This is a genomic window from Tomitella gaofuii, assembly GCF_014126825.1.
GTDB classification, from domain to species: Bacteria; Actinomycetota; Actinomycetes; order Mycobacteriales; family Mycobacteriaceae; genus Tomitella; species Tomitella gaofuii.
In genome coordinates this window covers 1,232,103-1,251,313 of record NZ_CP059900.1, presented here as the reverse complement: position 1 = coordinate 1,251,313, position 19,211 = coordinate 1,232,103, and the positions used below count along the sequence as shown (strand labels likewise).

Annotated in this window: 15 protein-coding genes; 5 read left to right on the top strand and 10 right to left on the bottom strand. The window is 71.3% G+C overall.

What is annotated here, in order from left to right; genetic code table 11:
• The first annotated feature begins 22 nt into the window (after positions 1-22).
• Genes H4F70_RS05675 through H4F70_RS05660 form a run of 4 tightly spaced genes read left to right on the top strand, consistent with a single transcriptional unit; the run spans position 23 to position 3,838 of the window.
• Entirely contained in the window at positions 23-1,024 is a 1,002-nt protein-coding gene (locus tag H4F70_RS05675; protein WP_182359326.1) for a Zn-ribbon domain-containing OB-fold protein, read from the top strand.
• A gap of 17 nt (positions 1,025-1,041) precedes the next feature.
• Positions 1,042-2,202, top strand: a complete 1,161-nt coding sequence (locus H4F70_RS05670; RefSeq protein ID WP_182359325.1) for a thiolase domain-containing protein — start codon at positions 1,042-1,044, stop codon at positions 2,200-2,202.
• 23 nt (positions 2,203-2,225) lie between these two features.
• On the top strand, positions 2,226-3,419 hold the full coding sequence (locus tag H4F70_RS05665; protein ID WP_182346031.1) for a thiolase domain-containing protein: 1,194 nt from the start codon (positions 2,226-2,228) through the stop codon (positions 3,417-3,419).
• Positions 3,416-3,838 (top strand): nuclear transport factor 2 family protein, encoded by a 423-nt coding sequence (locus tag H4F70_RS05660; protein WP_182346032.1) that lies wholly within the window; start codon positions 3,416-3,418, stop codon positions 3,836-3,838. The genes H4F70_RS05665 and H4F70_RS05660 overlap by 4 nt, the downstream gene beginning before the upstream one ends.
• A 343-nt stretch (positions 3,839-4,181) precedes the next feature.
• Here H4F70_RS05660 and H4F70_RS05655 read toward each other — a convergent pair whose 3' ends face one another.
• The 6 genes from H4F70_RS05655 to H4F70_RS05630 form a co-directional block, all read right to left on the bottom strand.
• The gene (locus H4F70_RS05655) at positions 4,182-6,098 is read right to left on the bottom strand and encodes a chloride channel protein (protein WP_220471774.1); all 1,917 of its coding nucleotides are present in this window, start codon (positions 6,096-6,098) and stop codon (positions 4,182-4,184) included.
• Between the two features lie 60 nt (positions 6,099-6,158).
• Positions 6,159-6,998, bottom strand: a complete 840-nt coding sequence (locus tag H4F70_RS05650; protein WP_182359324.1) for an alpha/beta fold hydrolase — start codon at positions 6,996-6,998, stop codon at positions 6,159-6,161.
• On the bottom strand, positions 6,995-8,296 hold the full coding sequence (locus H4F70_RS05645) for a fatty acid desaturase family protein (RefSeq protein WP_182359323.1): 1,302 nt from the start codon (positions 8,294-8,296) through the stop codon (positions 6,995-6,997). Before H4F70_RS05645 ends, H4F70_RS05650 begins: the two co-directional genes overlap by 4 nt.
• 175 nt (positions 8,297-8,471) lie before the next feature.
• Positions 8,472-9,644, bottom strand: a complete 1,173-nt coding sequence (locus H4F70_RS05640) for a ferredoxin reductase (protein WP_235681358.1) — start codon at positions 9,642-9,644, stop codon at positions 8,472-8,474.
• A 135-nt stretch (positions 9,645-9,779) separates the two neighbouring features.
• Positions 9,780-10,271, bottom strand: a complete 492-nt coding sequence (locus H4F70_RS05635) for a DUF6912 family protein (protein ID WP_182359322.1) — start codon at positions 10,269-10,271, stop codon at positions 9,780-9,782.
• Between the two features lie 24 nt (positions 10,272-10,295).
• A complete protein-coding gene (locus H4F70_RS05630; RefSeq protein WP_182359321.1) occupies positions 10,296-11,753 on the bottom strand; it encodes a WS/DGAT/MGAT family O-acyltransferase in 1,458 nt (485 codons plus the stop codon).
• A 186-nt stretch (positions 11,754-11,939) separates the two neighbouring features.
• Between H4F70_RS05630 and H4F70_RS05625 the strand changes: the two genes are divergently transcribed.
• Positions 11,940-12,596, top strand: coding sequence for an Rv3235 family protein (locus tag H4F70_RS05625; RefSeq protein ID WP_182359320.1), 657 nt, complete (start codon positions 11,940-11,942; stop codon positions 12,594-12,596).
• Between the two features lie 76 nt (positions 12,597-12,672).
• Here H4F70_RS05625 and secA read toward each other — a convergent pair whose 3' ends face one another.
• The 4 genes from secA to lpqB all read right to left on the bottom strand — a co-directional run bounded on the left by secA (position 12,673) and on the right by lpqB (position 19,176).
• Positions 12,673-15,531 (bottom strand): preprotein translocase subunit SecA, encoded by a 2,859-nt coding sequence (gene secA, locus H4F70_RS05620; protein ID WP_182359319.1) that lies wholly within the window; start codon positions 15,529-15,531, stop codon positions 12,673-12,675.
• Positions 15,532-15,697: 166 nt separating this feature from the next.
• Complete coding sequence (hpf, locus tag H4F70_RS05615) at positions 15,698-16,342, bottom strand: ribosome hibernation-promoting factor, HPF/YfiA family (RefSeq protein ID WP_182360208.1); 645 nt, start codon at positions 16,340-16,342, stop codon at positions 15,698-15,700.
• Positions 16,343-16,651: 309 nt separating this feature from the next.
• Entirely contained in the window at positions 16,652-17,245 is a 594-nt protein-coding gene (locus H4F70_RS05610; protein WP_420883137.1) for a ComF family protein, read from the bottom strand.
• A gap of 188 nt (positions 17,246-17,433) precedes the next feature.
• A complete protein-coding gene (gene lpqB / locus H4F70_RS05605; RefSeq protein ID WP_182359318.1) occupies positions 17,434-19,176 on the bottom strand; it encodes an MtrAB system accessory lipoprotein LpqB in 1,743 nt (580 codons plus the stop codon).
• Positions 19,177-19,211: the final 35 nt, after the last annotated feature.

The following is a 19,211-nucleotide window of genomic DNA, read 5'->3' as shown; positions in this document are numbered from 1 at the left end:
CACGCAAACCTCTGTTGTGGCAATGCCTACCCCCGATCTCGAGCCGCTCAGCGCGCCGATCGAGCTGCAGTTCGATTACACACGCTCCGTCGGCCCGGTGATCGGCCGATTCCTCGGAGCGCTCGCCCGGCGCCGGATCGTCGGCGTCCGCGGATCCGACGGCCGGGTGCATGTGCCGCCCGTCGAGTTCGACCCGGACACCGCCGACCCGCTCGACGAGTTCGTCGAAGTGGGCCACGCCGGCCAGGTCGTCACCTGGTCGTGGGTGGCCGACCCGGTGGACGGCAATCCGTTGTCCGAACCGTTCGCGTTCGCGCTGATCCGCCTCGACGGCGCCGACACCGCCATGGTGCACGCCGTCAAGGTCGACGGCCCCGCACGGATGTCCACCGGCATGCGGGTGCGCGCCGTGTGGGCGGAGACCACCACGGCCGCCATCGGGGACATCGTCCACTTCGTGCCGGAGGACGATGCGGACGCCGCTGCCGGCACGGACCCGGAACCGCTCGCCGGCGCGGCGCTCACCGCGTTCCTCGACCAGGACCCGCTGCAGATCCTCGTCACCCCGTTCGAGATGACGGTGCAGCACTCGGCGTCGGTGGAGGAGAGCAGCTACCTGCGCGCCATCGCCGAGGGCCGCGTGGTGGGGCAGCGGTGCCCCGAGACCGGCAAGGTGTACGTGCCGCCGCGCGGCGCGAGCCCCACCCACGGCGTGCCCACCGACGAGGAGGTGGAGGTGTCCGACACGGGCACCGTGACCACCTTCTGCATCGTCAACGTGCCGTTCATCGGGCAGAAGATCAAGCCGCCCTACGTGGGCGCCTACATCCTCCTCGACGGCGCGGACATCCCACTGCTGCACCTGGTCCTGGGCTGCGACCCGTCCGAGGTGCGCATGGGCATGCGCGTGCGCGCGGTGTGGAAGCCGCGCGAGGAATGGGTCCCGTCGACGGGCAACATCGAGCACTTCGCGCCCACCGGCGAACCCGACGCGCCGTACGAGTCCTACGCCGAGCACCTGTGAACGGGGAGCACGCACACATGACATCAACGCAGACCGCCGCCCGGCCCGGCGCGCTGACACCCGAGACCGTCACCGACGACGACGTCGCCGTGGTCGGCTTCTGCCAGTCGCCGTCGGTGCGCCGCAGCTACAGCACCACCAACGGCACCGAGATGCTGGTGCCGATCTTCCAGCAGATCTACAAGGACCTGGGCATCACCCGCCGCGACATCGGCTTCTGGTGCTCCGGCTCGTCGGACTACATGTCCGGCCGCGCGTTCTCGTTCATCTCCTCGGTGGACGCGATCGGCGCCGTGCCGCCGATCGACGAATCGCACGTGGAGATGGACGGAGCGTGGGCCATGTACGAGGCCTACGTCAAGCTCAAAACCGGGGAGACCGACACCGCCCTGGCGTACGGCTTCGGCAAGTCGTCCGCCGGGAACCTGCGCCGCACCCTGGCCCTGCAGACCGATCCGTACGTGGTCGCGCCGCTGTGGCCGGACTCGCTCGCCCTCGCCGGCATGCAGGCCCGCCTGGGCCTCGACGCCGGCCTGTGGGACGAGGCGGCGATGGCCGAGGTGGCGGCGCGTTCGCGTCGCGACGCGGTGGGCAACCCGGCGGCGCAGTTCGCCGGATTCCGCGCTCCCGACGGCACCGTCACCGACGACGTCACCGCCGAGCAGCTCTTGGCGCAGCCGATGCTCGCCGACCCGCTGCGGCGCCACGACATCGCCCCGGTCACCGACGGCGCGGCGGCGATCGTCCTCGCCAGCGGGCGCCGGGCCTTCGCACTGTGCGACAACCCCGCATGGATCACCGGATTCGAGCACATCATCGACTCGGCCGAGCTGGGCGGGCGCGACCTGACCACCGCGCCGTCCGCCGCCGAGGCGGGCGAGCGCGCCACCGGCGGCGACGTCGCGGGCATCACGATGGCCGAGCTGCACGCCCCGTTCACCCACCAGGAGCTCATCCTGCGTTCCGCCCTGGGCCTCGACGGTGCGGCCGATGCGGTCGCGATCAACCCGTCCGGCGGCCCGCTCACCGGCAATCCGATGTTCGCTGCGGGTCTGCAGCGCATCGGCAACGCCGCGCGGGCCGTGATCGACGGCGGCGCCGACCGGGCACTGGGGCACGCCACCAGCGGCCCGCTGCTGCAGCAGAACCTCGTGTGCGTCCTCGACGGACGACGCTGACCAGCCAGGAGGAGACCTACACCATGAGCAAGAACCTGGCCGCAGTGCTCGGCACCGGGCAGACCAAGTACGTCGCCAAGCGCCACGACGTGACGATGGGCGCGCTGTGCCGCGAGGCCATCGACCGCGCGCTCGCCGACGCCTCCGTCACCCTCGACGAGATCGACGCGATCGTCATCGGCAAGGCCCCCGACCTGTTCGAGGGCGTCATGATGCCGGAGCTGCCCACCGCCGACGCGCTCGGCGCCGTGGGCAAGCCGCTCTTCCGCGTGCACACCGCCGGCTCGGTGGGCGGGTCGACGTCCATCGTCGGCGGCAAGATGGTACAGTCCGGGATCCACCGCAAGGTCCTGGTTGTCGCGTGGGAGAAGCAGTCGGAGTCCAACGCGATGTGGGCGCTGTCGATCCCGATCCCGTTCAACAAGCCCGTCGGCGCCGGGGCGGGCGGCTATTTCGCCCCGCACGTGCGCTCCTACATCCGCGAGTCCGGCGCCCCCGAGCACGTCGGCGCGATCGTGGCCGCAAAGGACCGGCGCAATGGCGCGCTCAATCCGCTCGCCCACCTGCACCAGCCGGACATGACGGTCGAGTCCGTGCAGCAGTCGCAGATGCTGTGGGACCCGATCCGCTACGACGAGACCTGCCCGTCGTCCGACGGGGCGTGCGCGATGGTGATCGGCGACGAGGCGAGCGCCGACGCGTCCGTCGCGGCGGGACGCCCCGTCGCCTGGATCCACGCCACCGCCATGCGCACCGAGCCCACGTGGTTCTCCGGGCGCAACCAGGTTTCGCCGCAGGCGGGACGGGACGCGGCGGCCGCGCTGTGGAAGCAGGCAGGCATCACGAACCCCCTCGAGGAGATTGACGCGGCCGAGATCTACGTGCCGTTCTCCTGGTTCGAGCCGATGTGGCTGGAGAACCTCGGATTCGCCGAGGAGGGCCAGGGTTGGAAGCTCACCGAATCGGGTGCGACGGCGCTCGACGGCAAGCTGCCCGTCAACGCATCCGGCGGCGTGCTCTCGTCCAACCCCATCGGCGCGTCGGGCATGATCCGGTTCGCCGAGGCCGCCATCCAGGTCACCGGCAAGGGCGGCGCCCACCAGGTGCAGGACGCACGCAAGGCGCTGGGCCACGCCTACGGCGGCGGCTCGCAGTACTTCTCGATGTGGGTGGTGGGGGCCGACAAGCCCGCTACGGCCGGAAAGGCGGAGGCATGAACAGCAGCGGCGACGAGCACCCGGCCCGCGCGGCGTCGCGGCGGTCGATGGCGGCCGTGCGCGCCAAGGACAAGCAGGCCTGGCTGGGCCTCTTCGCCGACGACGGGTGGGTGGAGGACCCCGTCGGCAAGTCCGGCTTCGATCCCGAGGGCGCCGGCCATCACGGCCGGGAGGCCATCGGCCGCTTCTGGGACATGGCCATCGCGAAGACCGACTCGATCGAGTTCCTCATCGACGACTCGGTGGCATGCGGCGACGAGGTTGCCAACATCGGGCGCATCCGCACCACGATGGGCGGCCATGTGATCGATGCGGAGGGCGTGTTCATCTACCGCGTGGACGGCGCCGGCGATCTGCTGTCGCTGCGCGCGTTCTGGGAGCTCGACCGCGCGATGAAGACGGCGCGCCCGGCGGAGTAGCCGCCCCACGGCTCCCGGCGTTGTTCAGGCGGCGACGCTCTGACGTGCCACTTCAATGGCGCGTCGAGCGTTCGCCGCGTTCTCCTTCTCGCAGTGCCGGGACAGGCGACATCGTCTGGAGTCGGCCTTGGCGCGGTCGCCGGCGTGAAAGGGATTCGGGAATCATCCGGAAGATCCGGGTAGCCGTCTGCCGGTTCTTCGGCACCTTCCTGGCTGGGCACGAACGCTCCCCCCTCGCCGCGCCACGCCTTCCGCTCGGGCTACAGCGGCAAACACCCCGCAGGCGACGGTGCGACCGGCCGGAGTAGCCACTGGCCCCCGTGCGTTCGGCGGAGGAGTGCGGTCAGCCGGCGGAACCGCTGCCCATCGCCGCCCCGGCCGCCTGGTCCCCCTCGCTGCCGGTGCCGACACCGTTCCCGCTGCCGGCATCGTCCCCGCCACCGACCGGCCCGCCGAGCCACCGCGGCCGCACGACCCGGATCCGCAGCACCCGCTCGGTGGTGCGCGCCTCGTCCAGATCCTTCTGCCGGCCGGCGAGCAGCATCGGCAGGGTCACGATGCCCAGCACCCGCTGCGGCCGCTCCCGGTCGACCACCGGCATCCTGGTCACCTCGTGCTCCGTCATGCTCATCGCCGCCGACCGCAGGGTCTCCTCCGGGTGGGTGACGATGGGCGTGACCGCCAACGCCGAGAGCAGCTCGTCCGATTCGCCCCGGTACACCGCGTTCTCGAGCATGCCCGAGGTGACCACGCCGACCAGGTTGTCGCGCCCGTCCACCACCGGATAGAGCAGCTGGCGTCGATCGGCCCGCGTGGCCGGATCGTTGCCGGCGACCGTGGCGGCGGCGTCGTCGACCGTGATGTCGTGGGCGAAGCTGACGAGGGTGCTGTTCATGACCTCCCCGACGAAGAGGATCTCGAGGGGGTCCACGTCGTATTCGCGGGAAACGTGGAACCCGCGGCGGGCGATCTTCTCGGTGAGCACCGAGCGTTTGAGTGTGAGCACCGATACCGCGTACGCCGCCGTCGCCCCGATGACCAGCGGCAGCAGTGCGTCGAAGCGGTGGGTGAGCTCGGCGGCGAACACCACGCCGGTGATGGGCGAGCGCATCACCCCGCCGACCACCCCGGCCAGGGCCACCAGCGCCCAGAACCCGGGCCCGACGTCTGGGAACACCTGGGCCTCCAGCGCGCCCAGGGCGCCGCCGATCATGAACATCGGAGCCAGCACGCCGCCGGAGGTCCCTGAGCCGAGCGACAGCGACCAGATGAGGGTCTTGACGACGAGGATCCCCACCACGAGGCCCAGGCCGATGGAACCGTCCAGCTCGGCACCGATCACGTCGTAGCCCACACCCAGCGCCTGGGGTACGAACAGCCCGCCGATGCCGATGATCACGCCGCCGATCGCCGGCCACCACATCCAGTGCACGGGCAGCTTGCGGAACAGGTCCTCCGAGGCGTACACGAGCGTCGTCGCCACCACCGCCAGCAGGCCCGAGACCACGCCGGTGACCGCGCACAGCACCCAGGCCGCCGCGCTCATGTGGAACTCGCCGGTGCTGGGGAACAGCGGGCCGGTACCCAGGATCACGTGCCGCAGCAGTGTCGCAACGGTGACCGCGGCGACCACCGGGATGAAGCTGCGCGGGCGCCACTCGAACAGCAGCAGCTCCACCGCCAGGATGATGGCGGCGAACGGCGTGTTGAACGTGGCCGCCATGCCCGCCGCCGAGCCGGCGACCAGCAGCGTCTTGCGCTCGTCGGCGGTGAGCCGCAGGAACTGGGCCAGCAGCGACCCCAGCGCGCCGCCGGTCATGATGATGGGGCCTTCGGCGCCGAACGGCCCGCCGGTGCCGATGGCCACCGCCGAGGAGGTGGGCTTGAGCACGGCCACTCGAGGCTCGATCTTGCTGCCGCCCAGCAGGATCGACTCGATGGCCTCCGGCATGCCGTGGCCGCGGATCTTCTCCGAGCCGTACCGTGCCATCAGGCCGACGATCAGCCCGCCGGCCACCGGCGCCCCGATGATGAGGAGGGGGCTGTGGTCACCGGCGCCCGGGGCCACCAGTTCCGTGGCGACCCGCTGGTAGAACACGAGGTTGGTGATGAGCCCGATCAGTTTGAGCAGCACCCACGCCGCGCAGGCGCCCAGCAGCCCGACCGGCACCGCCAGCGCGGTGATGAGCAGGATCCGGCGATGCGCCGTGAAGTCCGCGAGATGTCGCAAATCGCGCGGCGGATGCCCCCGGCCTGCCACGGTACCTCCAGCCTCCACACCCTCGTCCGGCGTGGAATTCGGTGTTCGGACGGAAGAATCCTAGTCCTGCCGCACCGGCCGCCCGACCGTCGCCCCACCCGGCGGCTCCACGGGCGGCGCCACCGGCGGCCCCTCCGGCGCGCCGAGGAACCGCATCACCACGGCCTCGAACCGGGCCTTCCGGTCCCGGTGAATGCTGTGCCCGCACGGCACCCCGCGCACGTCCATCCCCGGCAGCACACGCGCCATCTCGGCCAGCAGCGCCGGGTCGACCATGCTGCCGGGACGGGTGCCTCGCAGGAACAGCACCGGCACGCCGCGCAGCGCAGGCAACGCCGCCCACCAGCGCGGGTTGGGCGCCCGGAACTGGGTCATCGCCGGCTCCGTCAGCCCCCGGTCGAACGCCACGACGCCGCGGGGGCTGCGGACCATCGCACCCAGCGCGTGCCACAGCTCGGCGGGCGTGGGCCGGTGCGCGGGCACCTCCGGCGCGGGGTCGTCGGCGCGCAGCGGCATCGGCATCTCCTCGAGCACGAGCCTGCGTGCCAGGCCCGGCCGGCGCTGGGCCACCAGCGTCGCGGTGAGCGCGCCCAGCGAATGCCCGACGATGTCGACGCGCCGGAGCCCCAGGTGGTCGCACACCCCGATGACGTCCTGCGCGATGTCGTCGAACCGGTACGACGACGCCCGCGCGCTGCGCCCGTGGCCGCGCAGGTCCACCGTGAGCACGTCGCGCCCGGAGGCCCGGACGGCGCGGGCGGCCGCGTCCCACGTCCGGCCGTCGCCACCCATCCCGTGGATGAACAGCACCGGATCCGCGCCCGGAGACGCCCCGGACCGGGTGTGGCGGTAGGCGATCTCGACTCCCGCCGGCGCGACGGTGCGTACGGACGCGCTCATGCGGTGCGCGCGTACGCCGGATCCACCGCGCCGCCCGCGGCCGCCGGCGCGGTGCCCCCGCCCGCGGCGGCGCGGCCCGTCCGGCGCCGCGCCGAGCGCAGGTCCCGCAGTGCGGTGCGCAGTCCCCTGCGGCGCCCCGTCAGCGGGCTGATGGTGGAGACCGTGGGCGCGGTGAATCGCCGCTCCGACCCCGTCTCCGGGGCGTCGTCCGCGGTGTCGCGCAGATACCGGTCCGGCAGCGAGAGCTTGACGATGGTCCGCAGGGTCAGCAGGTACTGCTTGGCCAGTGGACCGGTCGTGTAGGGCAGGTCGTACTTGTCGCAGACGGCGCGCACCCGCTCGGCGATCTCCGCGTAGCGGTTGCTGGGCAGGTCGGGGTACAGGTGGTGCTCGATCTGGTAGCACAGGTTGCCGGACATGAACGCCAGCGCCGGGCCCGCATCGAAGTTCGCGGTGCCGAGCATCTGCCGCAGATACCACTCGCCGCGCGTCTCGTCGGCGATGTCGTCGGGATGGAACTTCTCTGCGCCGTCGGGAAAGTGCCCGCAGAAGATGACCAGGTAGGCCCACAGATTGCGCAGCACGTTCGCGGAGGCGTTCGCCGCGAGGGTGCTGCGCCAGCGCGAGCCGCTCAGCGCCGGCAGCAGAACGTAGTCCTTGACCACCTGGCGGCGGATCTTGCGGCCGAAGGCGCGGAGCTGTGACCGGGTGTGCGCGCGTTCCTCCTCGGTGCCGCGGAGCTTGCCGAGCTTGATGTCGTGCAGGCCGATGCCCCACTCGAAGCCGAGCGCGAGCAGGAAGTTCTGCACAGGCTGGATCAGGTAGATGGGGCGCCAGGGCTGGTCGCGGGACACGCGCATGATGCCGAAGCCGATATCGTCGTCCATGCCCAGCACGTTGGTGTACTTGTGGTGCAGATAGTTGTGGTAGTGCTTCCACTGGGCGGAGACGCAGGCCATGTCCCACTCCCAGGTGGTGGAGTGGATCTCCGGCTCGTTCATCCAGTCCCACTGGCCGTGGCTGACGTTGTGGCCCAGCTCCATGTTCTCGATGCTCTTGGCCACGCCGAGCCCCAGCACGCCCAGATACAGCCCGGGCCGAGTCCGTGCGCCGACGATCGCCGCCCGCGCGGCGACTTCGAGCACCCGCTGACCCACGATGGTGCGCCGCACGTAGCGGGCGTCCCGGACGCCGCGCGCACGTTCGACGTCGTCACGGATCCCGTCCAGCTCGATGCGCAGGCTCTCGATGTCGTCGGCCGTGAGATGGGCGTAGACGCCGACGTCTGTGATCGCCATGCTTGTCACCTGCAATTCTCGTTGACGGGCGGTTCGCCCCCGGTACCTCCCGCCCCGTACCGGGAACGATCCGCCTCCCAGGTCTGCAACACCCGCTCCGACGGCCCGTGTGCGGCCCCGGTCCCGGGCCGTTCCGCCGGGCCGTCTCCCCCGCCCCCCGGGCAGTACGGCCCGGTCAGAGGTCGAGCGTGCAGTCACCGGCCGCGGTGCTGATGCACGTCTGGATCCGGCTCCCTTCCTCATGGACCTTACCGTTGCGTAGATCTCTCACGGCACCGGCCTCGAGCGGCACCACGCAGGTCTGGCAGATGCCCATCCGGCAGCCGAACGGCATCTGGACGCCTGACTTCTCCCCGGCTTCGAGCAGCGTTGTCGCGCCGTCGATCTCCAGGCTCCTTCCGGACCGGGCGAAGGTCACGGTGCCACCGTCGCCGTCCTGCCCCGTGCGGTCCACCGCGAACCGTTCCAGGTGCAGGTGGTCCTCGAGCCCCGCGGCCCGCCACCGTTCCTCCGCGGCCGCCAGCATGCCGGCCGGCCCGCAAGCCCATACCTGACGCTCGCGCCAGTCCGGGCACAGCTCGTCGAGCCGGGCCAGATCGAACTGGCCCATCGAGCGCGTGAGCTGCAGGTGCAACCGCAGACCCTCGTGCTCGTCCGCCAACGCGGCCAGCTCCCCGCGGAACATCGCGGAGTCCTCCGTGGGAGCGGAGTGGATGTGGACGATGTCGGGCACGCGCCCACGGCGGTCCATGGTGCGCAGCATCGACATGATCGGCGTGACGCCGCTGCCCGCGGTGAGGAAGAGCATCCGGTCCGGCAGCGGCTCCGGCAGCGCGAAGTTCCCCTGCGGCGCGGCCAGCCGGACCACGGTGCCGGGCTCCACGCCGCCGACGATGTGCGAGGACAGGAAGCCCTCCGGCATGGCCTTGACGGTGATCGTGATGAGCCGGGCGCCGACGACCGGGCTCGACGTCAGCGAGTAGGAGCGCCAGTGCCAGCGCCCGTCCACGAGCAGTCCGATGCCGATGTACTGACCGGGACGGTAGTCGAAGCGGAACCCCCAGCCCGGCTTGATCACCAGCGTGGCCGAGTCGGCCGTCTCGGGGCGGACCTCGACGATCTGCCCCCGCAGCTCGCGGGCCGACCAGAGCGGGTTGACCAGGTGCAGGTAGTCGTCCGGCAGCAGCGGCGTCGTCACCCGCGCGACCGCGCCGCGCAGCATGTTCCTTCGCGGCGATCCGGTGGTCGCCACGTCCTTGGCCGGCTCCTCCAGCCACTGCCGCACCTGCGCGACCCTGTGTCCCAGGTCGAATCCCACAGCCCGTCCCCTCGTCCCGCTATCCGTCATGCCCGGCGATCCACTCCGCCCCGCAACCTACGCAACCGTAGGTTACCGCATCGGCGGCGTGAGGGGAACGCGCCTACCGGCATGCGGACCGCACACGGCCCCGCCCGCGCCGCCACGCGAGGCCCACCCCCGCCCTCACATCAGTTCGAGCAGGAACGGCAACTCCTGGGTGGCGTACCAGGCCAGGGAGTGGTCCTCCGCGTCGCCCAGCGCGAACTCCGCGTCCTCGTCGCCCAGATCCGCCGCGTCGACGACCTCCGCCGCACGCCGGACGTCGTCCTCCGCATCCTCGAGATCGACGTGGACGGACGCGACCTGCTTGAGCGTGATCGGCTCCTGCACGCGCGCGACCGCAGCGTCGAGGTCCGGACGGTGCTCGGCCGCGGCGACATCCGCGCTGAGGACGACCCTGCGCATCCGGGCTCCGGGCTGCGCCGACAGCAGGCGCAACGAGGCCCGCGCCGCCTCCGCCATCGCCACCTCGGCGAGTTCGTCATCGCCGTCCGCCGTGTACTCCTCACGCAGCGCCGGCGTGACCGTGAACACCGTCCCGCTCAGCGGCATGAACAGCCTGTCCTGGGAGAGCTGTTCCAGCATCGGCACGGTCATCGGGACGAATACCCGCATCTGCACACTCCATCCGTTCGGTTGTCACAGCGATTCGAGCAGCTCATCGACGGCCTCGCGGACCAGCGCCGGGAACACGTCCACATCCGGCACCGCGTCGCGTTGCACGTCGAACCCGAAGAACAGCATCCCGTCGTACGACGTGATGCCGATGCTCAACGCCTGCCCCGGCACCAGCGGCAGCACCGGGTACATCTCCCGCATCCGTGCACCGGCGAAGTACATCGGCGTCTGCGGCCCAGGGGCGTTGGCGACGACCAGGTGGAACGCGCGCCGGGAGATCGAGCCCGTCACCCTCGACCCCATCGCGTGCAGCGTAGGCGGCGTGAAGCCCGACAGGCGCATGAGGTTGCGCGCGGCCACCGCGCGTGCGGCGCCGGGGCGCGCGGTCATGGCGTGCGAAATCTGCGAGAGCCGCACGATGGCGTTGGGCTCGCCCACCGGCAGGTCCACCAACGCCAGCTCCACGGTGGTCTCGCCGTACGTGGGCCCGACGGGGTACCTGTCCGACGACGGTTCCCTGTCGCCCACGACGGGCGGGGATCCGGGTGCCGCGCGGTCGCCCGGGTACACCGACAGGGGCACGAGCGCGCGCACCGTGGTGGACGCCGTCACGGGGTGCCCGCGCGAGACGAGCCAGCTGCGCAGGACACCGGCGACGGCTGCCAGCGCCACGTCGTTGATCGTCCCGCCGAAGCGTGACCGCACCTTCTTGAAGTGCGCCAGCTCCGCCTGCGCCACGCAGAACCGCCGCGTGGCCGACCGGCCGCCGCTGAGCGGGTCCACCGCACCGTTCGTGGTGGCACCGCGCACGATCGACGCGACGTCCGCGAGCGTCCTGCCCGCCTTGCCGGCGACATCGGCCACGTCGCCGAAGGCGTACTTGACCATGTCCACCCCCGACGTCGGCCGCGAGACCACGCCCGCGAGGCCCTCGACCATCAGGCCCAGACGCCCCGGCTCCGGACGCGGCATCCAGAGATCCTCCTGCTCCGTCGGCGGCTGCGGGGAGTCGTCGAGGATCACCTGCCCGATGTCGAGCGCGCCGCCGCGCGGATCGACGATGACGCGGTGCGACTTGGTGAACACCGCGAACCGGTCGCCTTCGATGCCCTCGATGACGTACAGCTCCCACAGCGGGCGGCCCAGATCCAGCGGCCGGGAGACCAGGCGGGCCAGCAGATCGTTGAGCTGGTCCCGGGTGCCCGGACGCGGCAACGCCGACCGCCGCACGTGGTAGGTGATGTCGAAATCGGCGTCGTCCACCCACACCGGGCGCATGAACCCGCCTGCGACCTCGCGGACGCGCTGCCGGTACCGGGGAATGAGCCGCAGCTGCTGCTCGACCTTCTCCAGCACCTGCTCGTATCCGAGGCGGGCGTCCGCACGGTCGAACACCGCCATCGTGCACAGGTGCGACGGCGCCGCCGCCTCCTCCATGTAGAAGAACGCGGCGTCCTGACTGCTGAGGCGTGTGACCATCTGCGCGTTTCCCCACCTTTGCTCGGGCAGCCCGCGTACACGTGCTTCCGACGTGCCCACCCCCGGTGGTGGCCGCAGACACATTCTGCCATGATGGATTTCGTCCGCGCCTCCCCCGCGGACTCGACAGGAGCACACCCACGGGACGGGCCGGCCGGCGCGCCCCGGGTCGAGTCAGGGGGGCACATGCCAAGCTGCGCGCACAACATCAGCGTCGACAACATCACCGTCGACGACGTCACTGTCGACGACACGCCCGCCGGGTCGCCCGGCGCCCGGCGTGCGGACGCCCATCCGCCGACTCCGGCGCCGACGGACAGGCCCCGGCTCGCGAGCCTGCACAACCCGCCCTTCGTCGAATACCGCTCCGTGCCCGTCCTCGACGCGACGATGCGCTACCTTTCCCGCCCGCCGGACCGGCGGGTCCCCGCCGCCGACGCCCCGCAGTCCGTGACGACCCCGTCGCCTGCCCCGGCTCGGCGGCCGACGCGCACCCGCGCACCGCGCACGCAGGACGCGGCCGCCGCCGTCGAGGTCCGCCGCAGAGTCGAGGTGACGCTGCGGCTGGTGCTCGAGGTTCTGGACCTGCGGCGCCGCCCGGAGCACCTGGAGGGTTTCGCCGACACGGCGGTGCTGGGCATGGTCCGGAAACTCGCCCGCACGTCCCCGCCGGGACGGCAACTGGGAAGCGCCGTGCTGCGCCGCATCCACATCGCCTCGGCCGGCCCCGGCGCCGCCGAGATTTGCGCCACCTACGTCCGTGGCCGCCGCACGCTCGCGATCGCCGGGCGCTTCGAGCGCAAGCGCGGCGCCTGGGTGTGCACCGCACTGCACCTCGCCTAGCGGCATGCTCGTCGCGTAGCGGCCGACGCCGCCGCGCGCCGGCCGGGTGCTCACGACCGGCGCGCGGCGGGGCGGCTCAGCGGCGGGACTTCTTGGACTTCGCGCCCTTCGCCTTCTTCTTGGCCTGGGCGCGTTCCTCGGCCCGGCGCTCACGGCGGCTCGCGGGCTGGGCTCCACCGGCCGGCTTGGCACGCCGGACCTCGGCGTCACCGGACTCCGACGGCCCCGAATAGCTCAACGCCTGGGCCTGCTCGTCGCCCAGCCCCTTGGCACGGACCGTCGGTTCCTGCGCCGGCGCCGCCGCGGCAGGCTCCGGCTGGGCACCGGCCTCGTCCGCAGCGGACTCGCCCTCCGCTCCGGTCCCGCCTGCGGACGCCGGGACCGCTGCCGGTGCCCCGGCGGCCTGGCCCGCGGCGACCGGGGCCGACTGCGTCGGCTCCACCGAGACGTTGAACAGGAAGCCGACGGACTCCTCCTTGAGCCCCTCGAGCATCCCGCCGAACATGTCGAAGCCCTCGCGCTGGTACTCGACGAGGGGATCGCGCTGCGCCATGGCGCGCAGGCCGATGCCTTCCTTCAGGTAGTCCATCTCGTAGAGGTGCTCGCGCCACTTGCGGTCGAGCACCTGCAGCAGCACGCTGCGTTCGATCTGCCGCATGGCGCCCTCGCCGCCCATCGCGTCGATCTCGGCCTCGCGGTTCTTGTACGCGTTCCGCGCATCGGTCAGCAGCGCGTCCTTGAGCTCCTTGGCCGTCAGGTCGTCGCGCTCACCGGTGGCGGCCTCGCCCGTGAGGTCCTTGTGGTCGATGCCCACCGGATACAGGGACTTCAGCGCCGTCCACAGCGCGTCCAGGTCCCAGTCCTCGACGTATCCCTCGGCGGTGGCGCCGTCGACGTAGGCCGACACCACGTCGGTGATCATGTGCTCGATCTGCCCCTCGAGGTCCTCCCCCTCGAGGATGCGGCGCCGCTCCTCGTAGATCACGGTGCGCTGCTGATTCATGACCTCGTCGTACTTGAGGACGTTCTTGCGCATCTCGAAGTTCTGCTGCTCGACCTGCGTCTGCGCCGTCTGCACCGCCTTCGCGACCATGCCCGAGTCCAGCGGCATGTCCTCGGGCATGTTCAGGCGGGTCATGATCGACTCGACGGCCGCACTGTTGAACCGCCGCATCAGCTCGTCGCCGAGCGACAGGTAGAACCGCGACTCGCCGGGGTCGCCCTGGCGTCCCGAGCGGCCGCGCAGCTGGTTGTCGATGCGCCGCGACTCGTGGCGCTCTGTCCCGAGCACGTAAAGGCCGCCCGCCTCCTTGACCTTCTCGGCCTCCTCGCGCACGTCGTCCTTCACCCGGACGATCGCCTCGTCCCATGCCTTCTCGTAGTCCTCGGGGGATTCGACCGGGTCCAGGCCGGTCGCGCGGATCTCGAGGTCGGCGATGATGTCCGGGTTGCCGCCCAGGACGATGTCGGTGCCGCGGCCGGCCATGTTGGTGGCCACGGTGATGGCACCCTTGCGCCCGGCCTGGGCGATGATCGTCGCCTCCTGCTCGTGGTGCTTGGCGTTGAGGACGTTGTGCGGCACCCCGCGCTTGGTGAGCTCCTTGGACAGGTACTCGGACCGCTCCACGCTGGTGGTGCCGATGAGCACCGGCTGGCCCTTGTCGTGGCGCTCGGCGATGTCGTCGACGACGGCGTCGAACTTGGCGATCTCGGTCTTGTAGATCAGGTCGCGCTGGTCCGCGCGGATCATCGGCTTGTTGGTGGGGATCGGGATGACGCCGAGCTTGTAGATCTCGTGCAGCTCGGCGGCCTCGGTCTCGGCGGTGCCGGTCATCCCCGCGAGCTTGTCATAGAGGCGGAAGTAGTTCTGCAGTGTGATCGTGGCGAGCGTCTGGTTCTCGGCCTTGATCTCGACGCCCTCCTTCGCCTCGATCGCCTGGTGCATGCCCTCGTTGTAGCGGCGGCCGTGCAGCACGCGGCCCGTGAACTCGTCGACGATGATGACCTCGCCGTTGCGCACGATGTAGTCCTTGTCGCGCGTGTAGAGCTCTTTGGCCTTGACCGCGTTGTTGAGGTAGCTCACCAACGGCGAGTTCGCGGCCTCGTAGAGGTTCTCGATGCCCAGTTGGTCCTCGACGAACTCGACGCCGGCCTCGTGCACGCCCACCGTGCGCTTCTTGATGTCGATCTCGTAGTGCTCGTCGAGCGTGAGCAGCGGGACGATGCGGGCGAACTCGGTGTACCAGTTGGACGAGCTGTCCGCGGGGCCGGAGATGATCAACGGCGTGCGGGCCTCGTCGATGAGGATCGAGTCGACCTCGTCGACGATGGCGTACGCGTGCCCGCGCTGCACCAGGTCGTCGAGGTTGTGCGTCATGTTGTCGCGCAGGTAGTCGAACCCGAACTCGTTGTTGGTCCCGTAGGTGATGTCGGCGTTGTACGCCGCCCGACGCTGCTCCGGGGTGAGGCCGCTGAGGATCGAACCCACCTCGAGGCCCAGGAAGTGGTGCACCCGGCCCATCCACTCCGCGTCGCGTTTGGCCAGGTAGTCGTTGACCGTCACCACATGCACGCCCTTGCCGGAGATGGCGTTGAGGTACGCGGGGAGCACGCAGGTGAGCGTCTTGCCCTCGCCGGTCTTCATCTCGGCGATATTGCCGAAGTGCAGGGCCGCACCGCCCATGATCTGCACCGGGAAGTGCTTCTGGCCCAGCACCCGCCACGACGCCTCGCGCGCCACGGAGAACGCTTCGGGCAGCATGTCGTCCAGCGACTCGCCTTGCTCGAAGCGCTTCTTGAACTCGTCGGTCTTCGCCCGCAGCTGCGCGTCCGTGAGGCCCTCGTAGTCCCCCTCCAGCGCCATGATGTGGTCTGCGACCTTCTTGAGTTGCTTGACCTTGCGGCCTTCGCCGATACGCAGCAGTTTCGACAGCACGGGCGTTCGTTTCCTCAATCCTGTGTGAGCTCATGTCCCGGGGCGGCGCGCGGCCCGCGGCGGTCCGCGGTCCAGGCTCCCGGCCGGTCGGCCGACGCGCAAACGCCGGTTCCGGCCGGGGCGCGTTCGCCCCGACCGGAACCATGGTATGCGCTAGCGGGCCGGTTCAGGCGAGCCGGATCAATCCGTAGTCGAATGCGTGCCGCCGGTAGACCACGGACGGCTTGTCGGTGGCGGCATCCTGGAACAGGTAGAAGTCGTGTCCCACGAGTTCCATCTCGTAGAGGGCGTCGTCGACCGACATGGGGGTGGACGAGTGCTCCTTGGTGCGGACGACCTGCCCCGGACCGACCGGGTAGTCGTCCTCCTCCAGCGACCCCGGGGGGATGCCGAAGTCCGCGTTGCGGGCCAGTTCCGCCGTGGCGCTGGCCACCGACATCGGCGTCTTCTCGCCGTAGCTGACCGTGCGGCGGTCCTTCGACTTGCGCAGGCGGCTCTCGAGCTTGTCGATGGCGGATTCGAGTGCCGCGTAGAAGCTGTCGCCGCGCGCCTCGGCGCGCACCACCGGCCCCTTCCCCCGCGCGGTGATCTCGACGCGGCTGGCGGACTTGGACTGCCGGCGGTTGCGCTCGTGCTGGAGTTCGACGTCGAAGAGCTGGACCTTCAGATCGAAACGCTCGAGGCGGGCGAGCTTGTCCGCCACGTGCACCCGAAAGTGGTCGGGGACCGTGACGTTGCGTCCCTTGATCACGAGGTCCGCGGACAGGCCGCCGTCCTCGGACGCGTCGCGTTCATCGGGCAAGTACTCCATGGCTGCTTCTGAACCGGTGGACACGTCTTACCTCCCAGCTTCGGCTGCCGCTCGGTGTGGCAGCGGCAGCAGCTTCACGGACCGGACGACCCAGCGTGCCCCGCGCGTGCGCCTCGCGCGGCGCCCGTCCACGCCCACCCCGGGAGATGGTGCGCGTCCGCGACGGATACGCGGAACCTCCTGCGTCGACAACCCGCATGGACTTACCGTGCACCGGCGGTTTCACCCGGTGCTACCTGCGACGCTATCGCTCCGCGGCCGGTTGTGCCACACCTTTCGGCACACCCGTGCGCCGGTCCCCGCGGTCGTTCACGCGTGCCCCAGGACGAGGGCCGCACACACCCTGACACCGGCGTTCGCGAGCACCCGCACGGACTCCGCGGCGGTGGCCCCGGTCGTGACGACATCATCGACGAACACGACCGCGGGGGCGCGGTGCACGGACCCGGGCGCACCGCGGCCCGAGCCCGCCGACAGGCGCTCGACGGCGCCACGCCGCACCGTCACGCGGCCCGCCAGGTTCCGCTGCCGCGCGGCCGCGCCGAGGCCCACCGAATCACGTGCGCCCGCGCGCAGCCGCAGCGCCGGCACCGCACGGTCCGGCGCAACGTCAGTGGCGGGCCTCGCCGGGGCATGGCGCGTCGGGGACGCGCCCGCCGCCAGCGTGGCGATGCGCAGGACGGGGTCGCCGCCGCGGCGCCGGGCCGCAGATGCCCTCGACGGAGCCGGGACCAGGATGAGCGGGGCGAGTTCCGGCGGGTCGAGCTCGCCGGCCTCCCGCAGCGCGGTGATCGATCGGGCCAGCGCCGCGGCCAGCGGCACCGCGGCATCCCTGCGGCCGTGCTCCTTGAGCGCGATCACGGCGCCGCGGCGCGCACCGCCGAACACGCCGGTGGACCACACAGGCACCCCTGGCGCGACGCGGGGACGCACCCGACGGGCCCGCCCTCCAACTCGGCCGCGCACCGCGCGCACCACGCCGACCCCGCGGCCCCGCACCCGGCGCATTCCACCGGCAGCGCCAGATCCAGCAGCCCGGCGAGAATCCCCATGCGGTCCCCCACTACGCCGTCCTCATCACCGGCCGCGTGTCAGCCGGGCACCACAGGCACGCGCTTGTCGCCCATGAGCCCGGGCACCTCGCGCCAATACTGCGAGTCTTCGCCCGCGCTCCGCGAGCGCCGCATCACTCCGCGGCTGTCGACCACGTAGACGTCGTCGGGAGTCATCTGGATCATGGTCAGCGGCGGTGCCAGGTTGCGGCTGCTCATCGCGTGCATGCTGAACCCGTCGAAGGACATGATCACCGGCGGCGCGTCCGGGGTGGACCGGACCAGCCCGATCTCCTCGCTGCCGCCCCAGTCGAGCGACACCGCGTCGCCGCTGAGACTCGACCCGATCGCGCTCGGCGACGTCAGCGCGTATCCGCCCTTCTCCCGCGGCGTGACGTAGGCGACGAACACGCGGCCGTCCACGATCAGCGCCGCCCGCACGCCGTCCTGCGACAGGCGCAGCGCGGTGATGTCCCCGCCGATCTTCGTCACGTCGGCGATGTCGACCTGTTCGGCGGTCGGCTCGCCGTTGCTGCCCACGCTGATCCGCTGCACCGAGTCTCCGCCCACTGCGACCCAGGTGGAGCCGTCGGGCGCCCAGGTGGGCTCGGTCATCCACGGACCCACCGCAGCGACGTCGGTGGCCGCGCCGTACTGACCGACGACGAGTTCCACGCCGGTGGCGGGCGCCTTCGCCGTCTGCACCGCCGCGACGTGCCTGCCGTCGCGCGCGAGGCTCGCGTCGATGACGCCCGTCGCCGACCCCAGCGGGCCCGGGACCGGAACGGGGCCGGAGTCGGTCATCGCGACGAGCGCGCCGTCGACGACGGCGTGCAGCCCGACGTCGGTGGCGCCGCCGGACGGGTCGAACTCGGCGACGTCGGCGGTGGTGTAGCCGTCGGCGTGGGCCGGGTCGAGCGGTGCGCCGTCCGCCAGGATCTCGTACGGCCCGGCCACGCCCGCCGAGGACAGCGTCCAGATGATCTGCGCGGCGAACTGCTGGCGTTCCCGCGGGCCCAGACCGCCGATGCCCTGGAAGTCCATCTTCACGCCGCCGATCCCGACGCCCACGTTGCTGTCGCGCCCGTCGAGCTTGGTGAGCGTGCTGCGCAGGTGCACGTTGGGCCCGAACCGCGTCGTCACCGACTCCTCGAGCAGCTGATTGGGCCCGTCGATGAGCATCGAGATCAACTGCGCGGCGAGCTCCTCGACGCGCACCGTCAGCCAGCGCGGGTCGGTGACCACCATCGTTCCGGCCGGGTTGAGGAAGTACAGCTGCACCTGGTGGTAGCTGTTGAGGAACTGGGACCTGTCGATGATGACGCCGTCCGGTAGCCGGTCGATGCGCCACTCGCCGTCCACGCGCACCATCGACACGCGGGTCTCCAGGGTGCCCTCCTCCGCCCGGAACGAGCCGCTGTCGTCGAGGCGGCCCACCTTGGCCGCGCTGATGAGCAGCGTCGCCTCGTCGGCACTGCGGCTGTCGAAGAACACGTCGATCTTGTCGATGATCGACGTGCTGGTGGTGTCGTCCCAGGTCTTCGCCGCGGCCGGGGTGAGGAACTTGCGCGCCGCCGAGTGCCGTCCGCCCGGCTCGCTGCTGGCCTTGAGGAAGTCGCGCACGAGCAGGTCCGGCTCCTTGCCCGGCGTGGGCGTGGGCACGTCGGCGGCCCCCACGTCGCGCTGGACGGTGCCGAGCGCCTGCGGCGACGACGATGTGGGCAGTTCCGCACACGCCGACACGGCCACCATGAGGATCGCCGCGAGCGCGGTGAGGAGCACCGCGGTGGTCCTCCGGGGGGAGCGTCCGCGCCCGA

What these genes read in the sequence shown, in the direction of transcription:
- H4F70_RS05660 (WP_182346032.1), top strand. Translation starts at nt 3,416, where the DNA reads ATGAACAGCAGCGGCGACGAGCACCCGGCCCGCGCGGCGTCGCGGCGG.
- H4F70_RS05645 (WP_182359323.1), bottom strand. Translation starts at nt 8,296, where the DNA reads ATGGCGATCACAGACGTCGGCGTCTACGCCCATCTCACGGCCGACGAC.
- H4F70_RS05665 (WP_182346031.1), top strand. Translation starts at nt 2,226, where the DNA reads ATGAGCAAGAACCTGGCCGCAGTGCTCGGCACCGGGCAGACCAAGTAC.
- H4F70_RS05640 (WP_235681358.1), bottom strand. Translation starts at nt 9,644, where the DNA reads ATGACGGATAGCGGGACGAGGGGACGGGCTGTGGGATTCGACCTGGGA.
- H4F70_RS05630 (WP_182359321.1), bottom strand. Translation starts at nt 11,753, where the DNA reads ATGGTCACACGCCTCAGCAGTCAGGACGCCGCGTTCTTCTACATGGAG.
- H4F70_RS05625 (WP_182359320.1), top strand. Translation starts at nt 11,940, where the DNA reads ATGCCAAGCTGCGCGCACAACATCAGCGTCGACAACATCACCGTCGAC.
- hpf (WP_182360208.1), bottom strand. Translation starts at nt 16,342, where the DNA reads ATGGAGTACTTGCCCGATGAACGCGACGCGTCCGAGGACGGCGGCCTG.
- H4F70_RS05675 (WP_182359326.1), top strand. Translation starts at nt 23, where the DNA reads ATGCCTACCCCCGATCTCGAGCCGCTCAGCGCGCCGATCGAGCTGCAG.
- H4F70_RS05650 (WP_182359324.1), bottom strand. Translation starts at nt 6,998, where the DNA reads ATGAGCGCGTCCGTACGCACCGTCGCGCCGGCGGGAGTCGAGATCGCC.
- H4F70_RS05635 (WP_182359322.1), bottom strand. Translation starts at nt 10,271, where the DNA reads ATGCGGGTATTCGTCCCGATGACCGTGCCGATGCTGGAACAGCTCTCC.
- H4F70_RS05670 (WP_182359325.1), top strand. Translation starts at nt 1,042, where the DNA reads ATGACATCAACGCAGACCGCCGCCCGGCCCGGCGCGCTGACACCCGAG.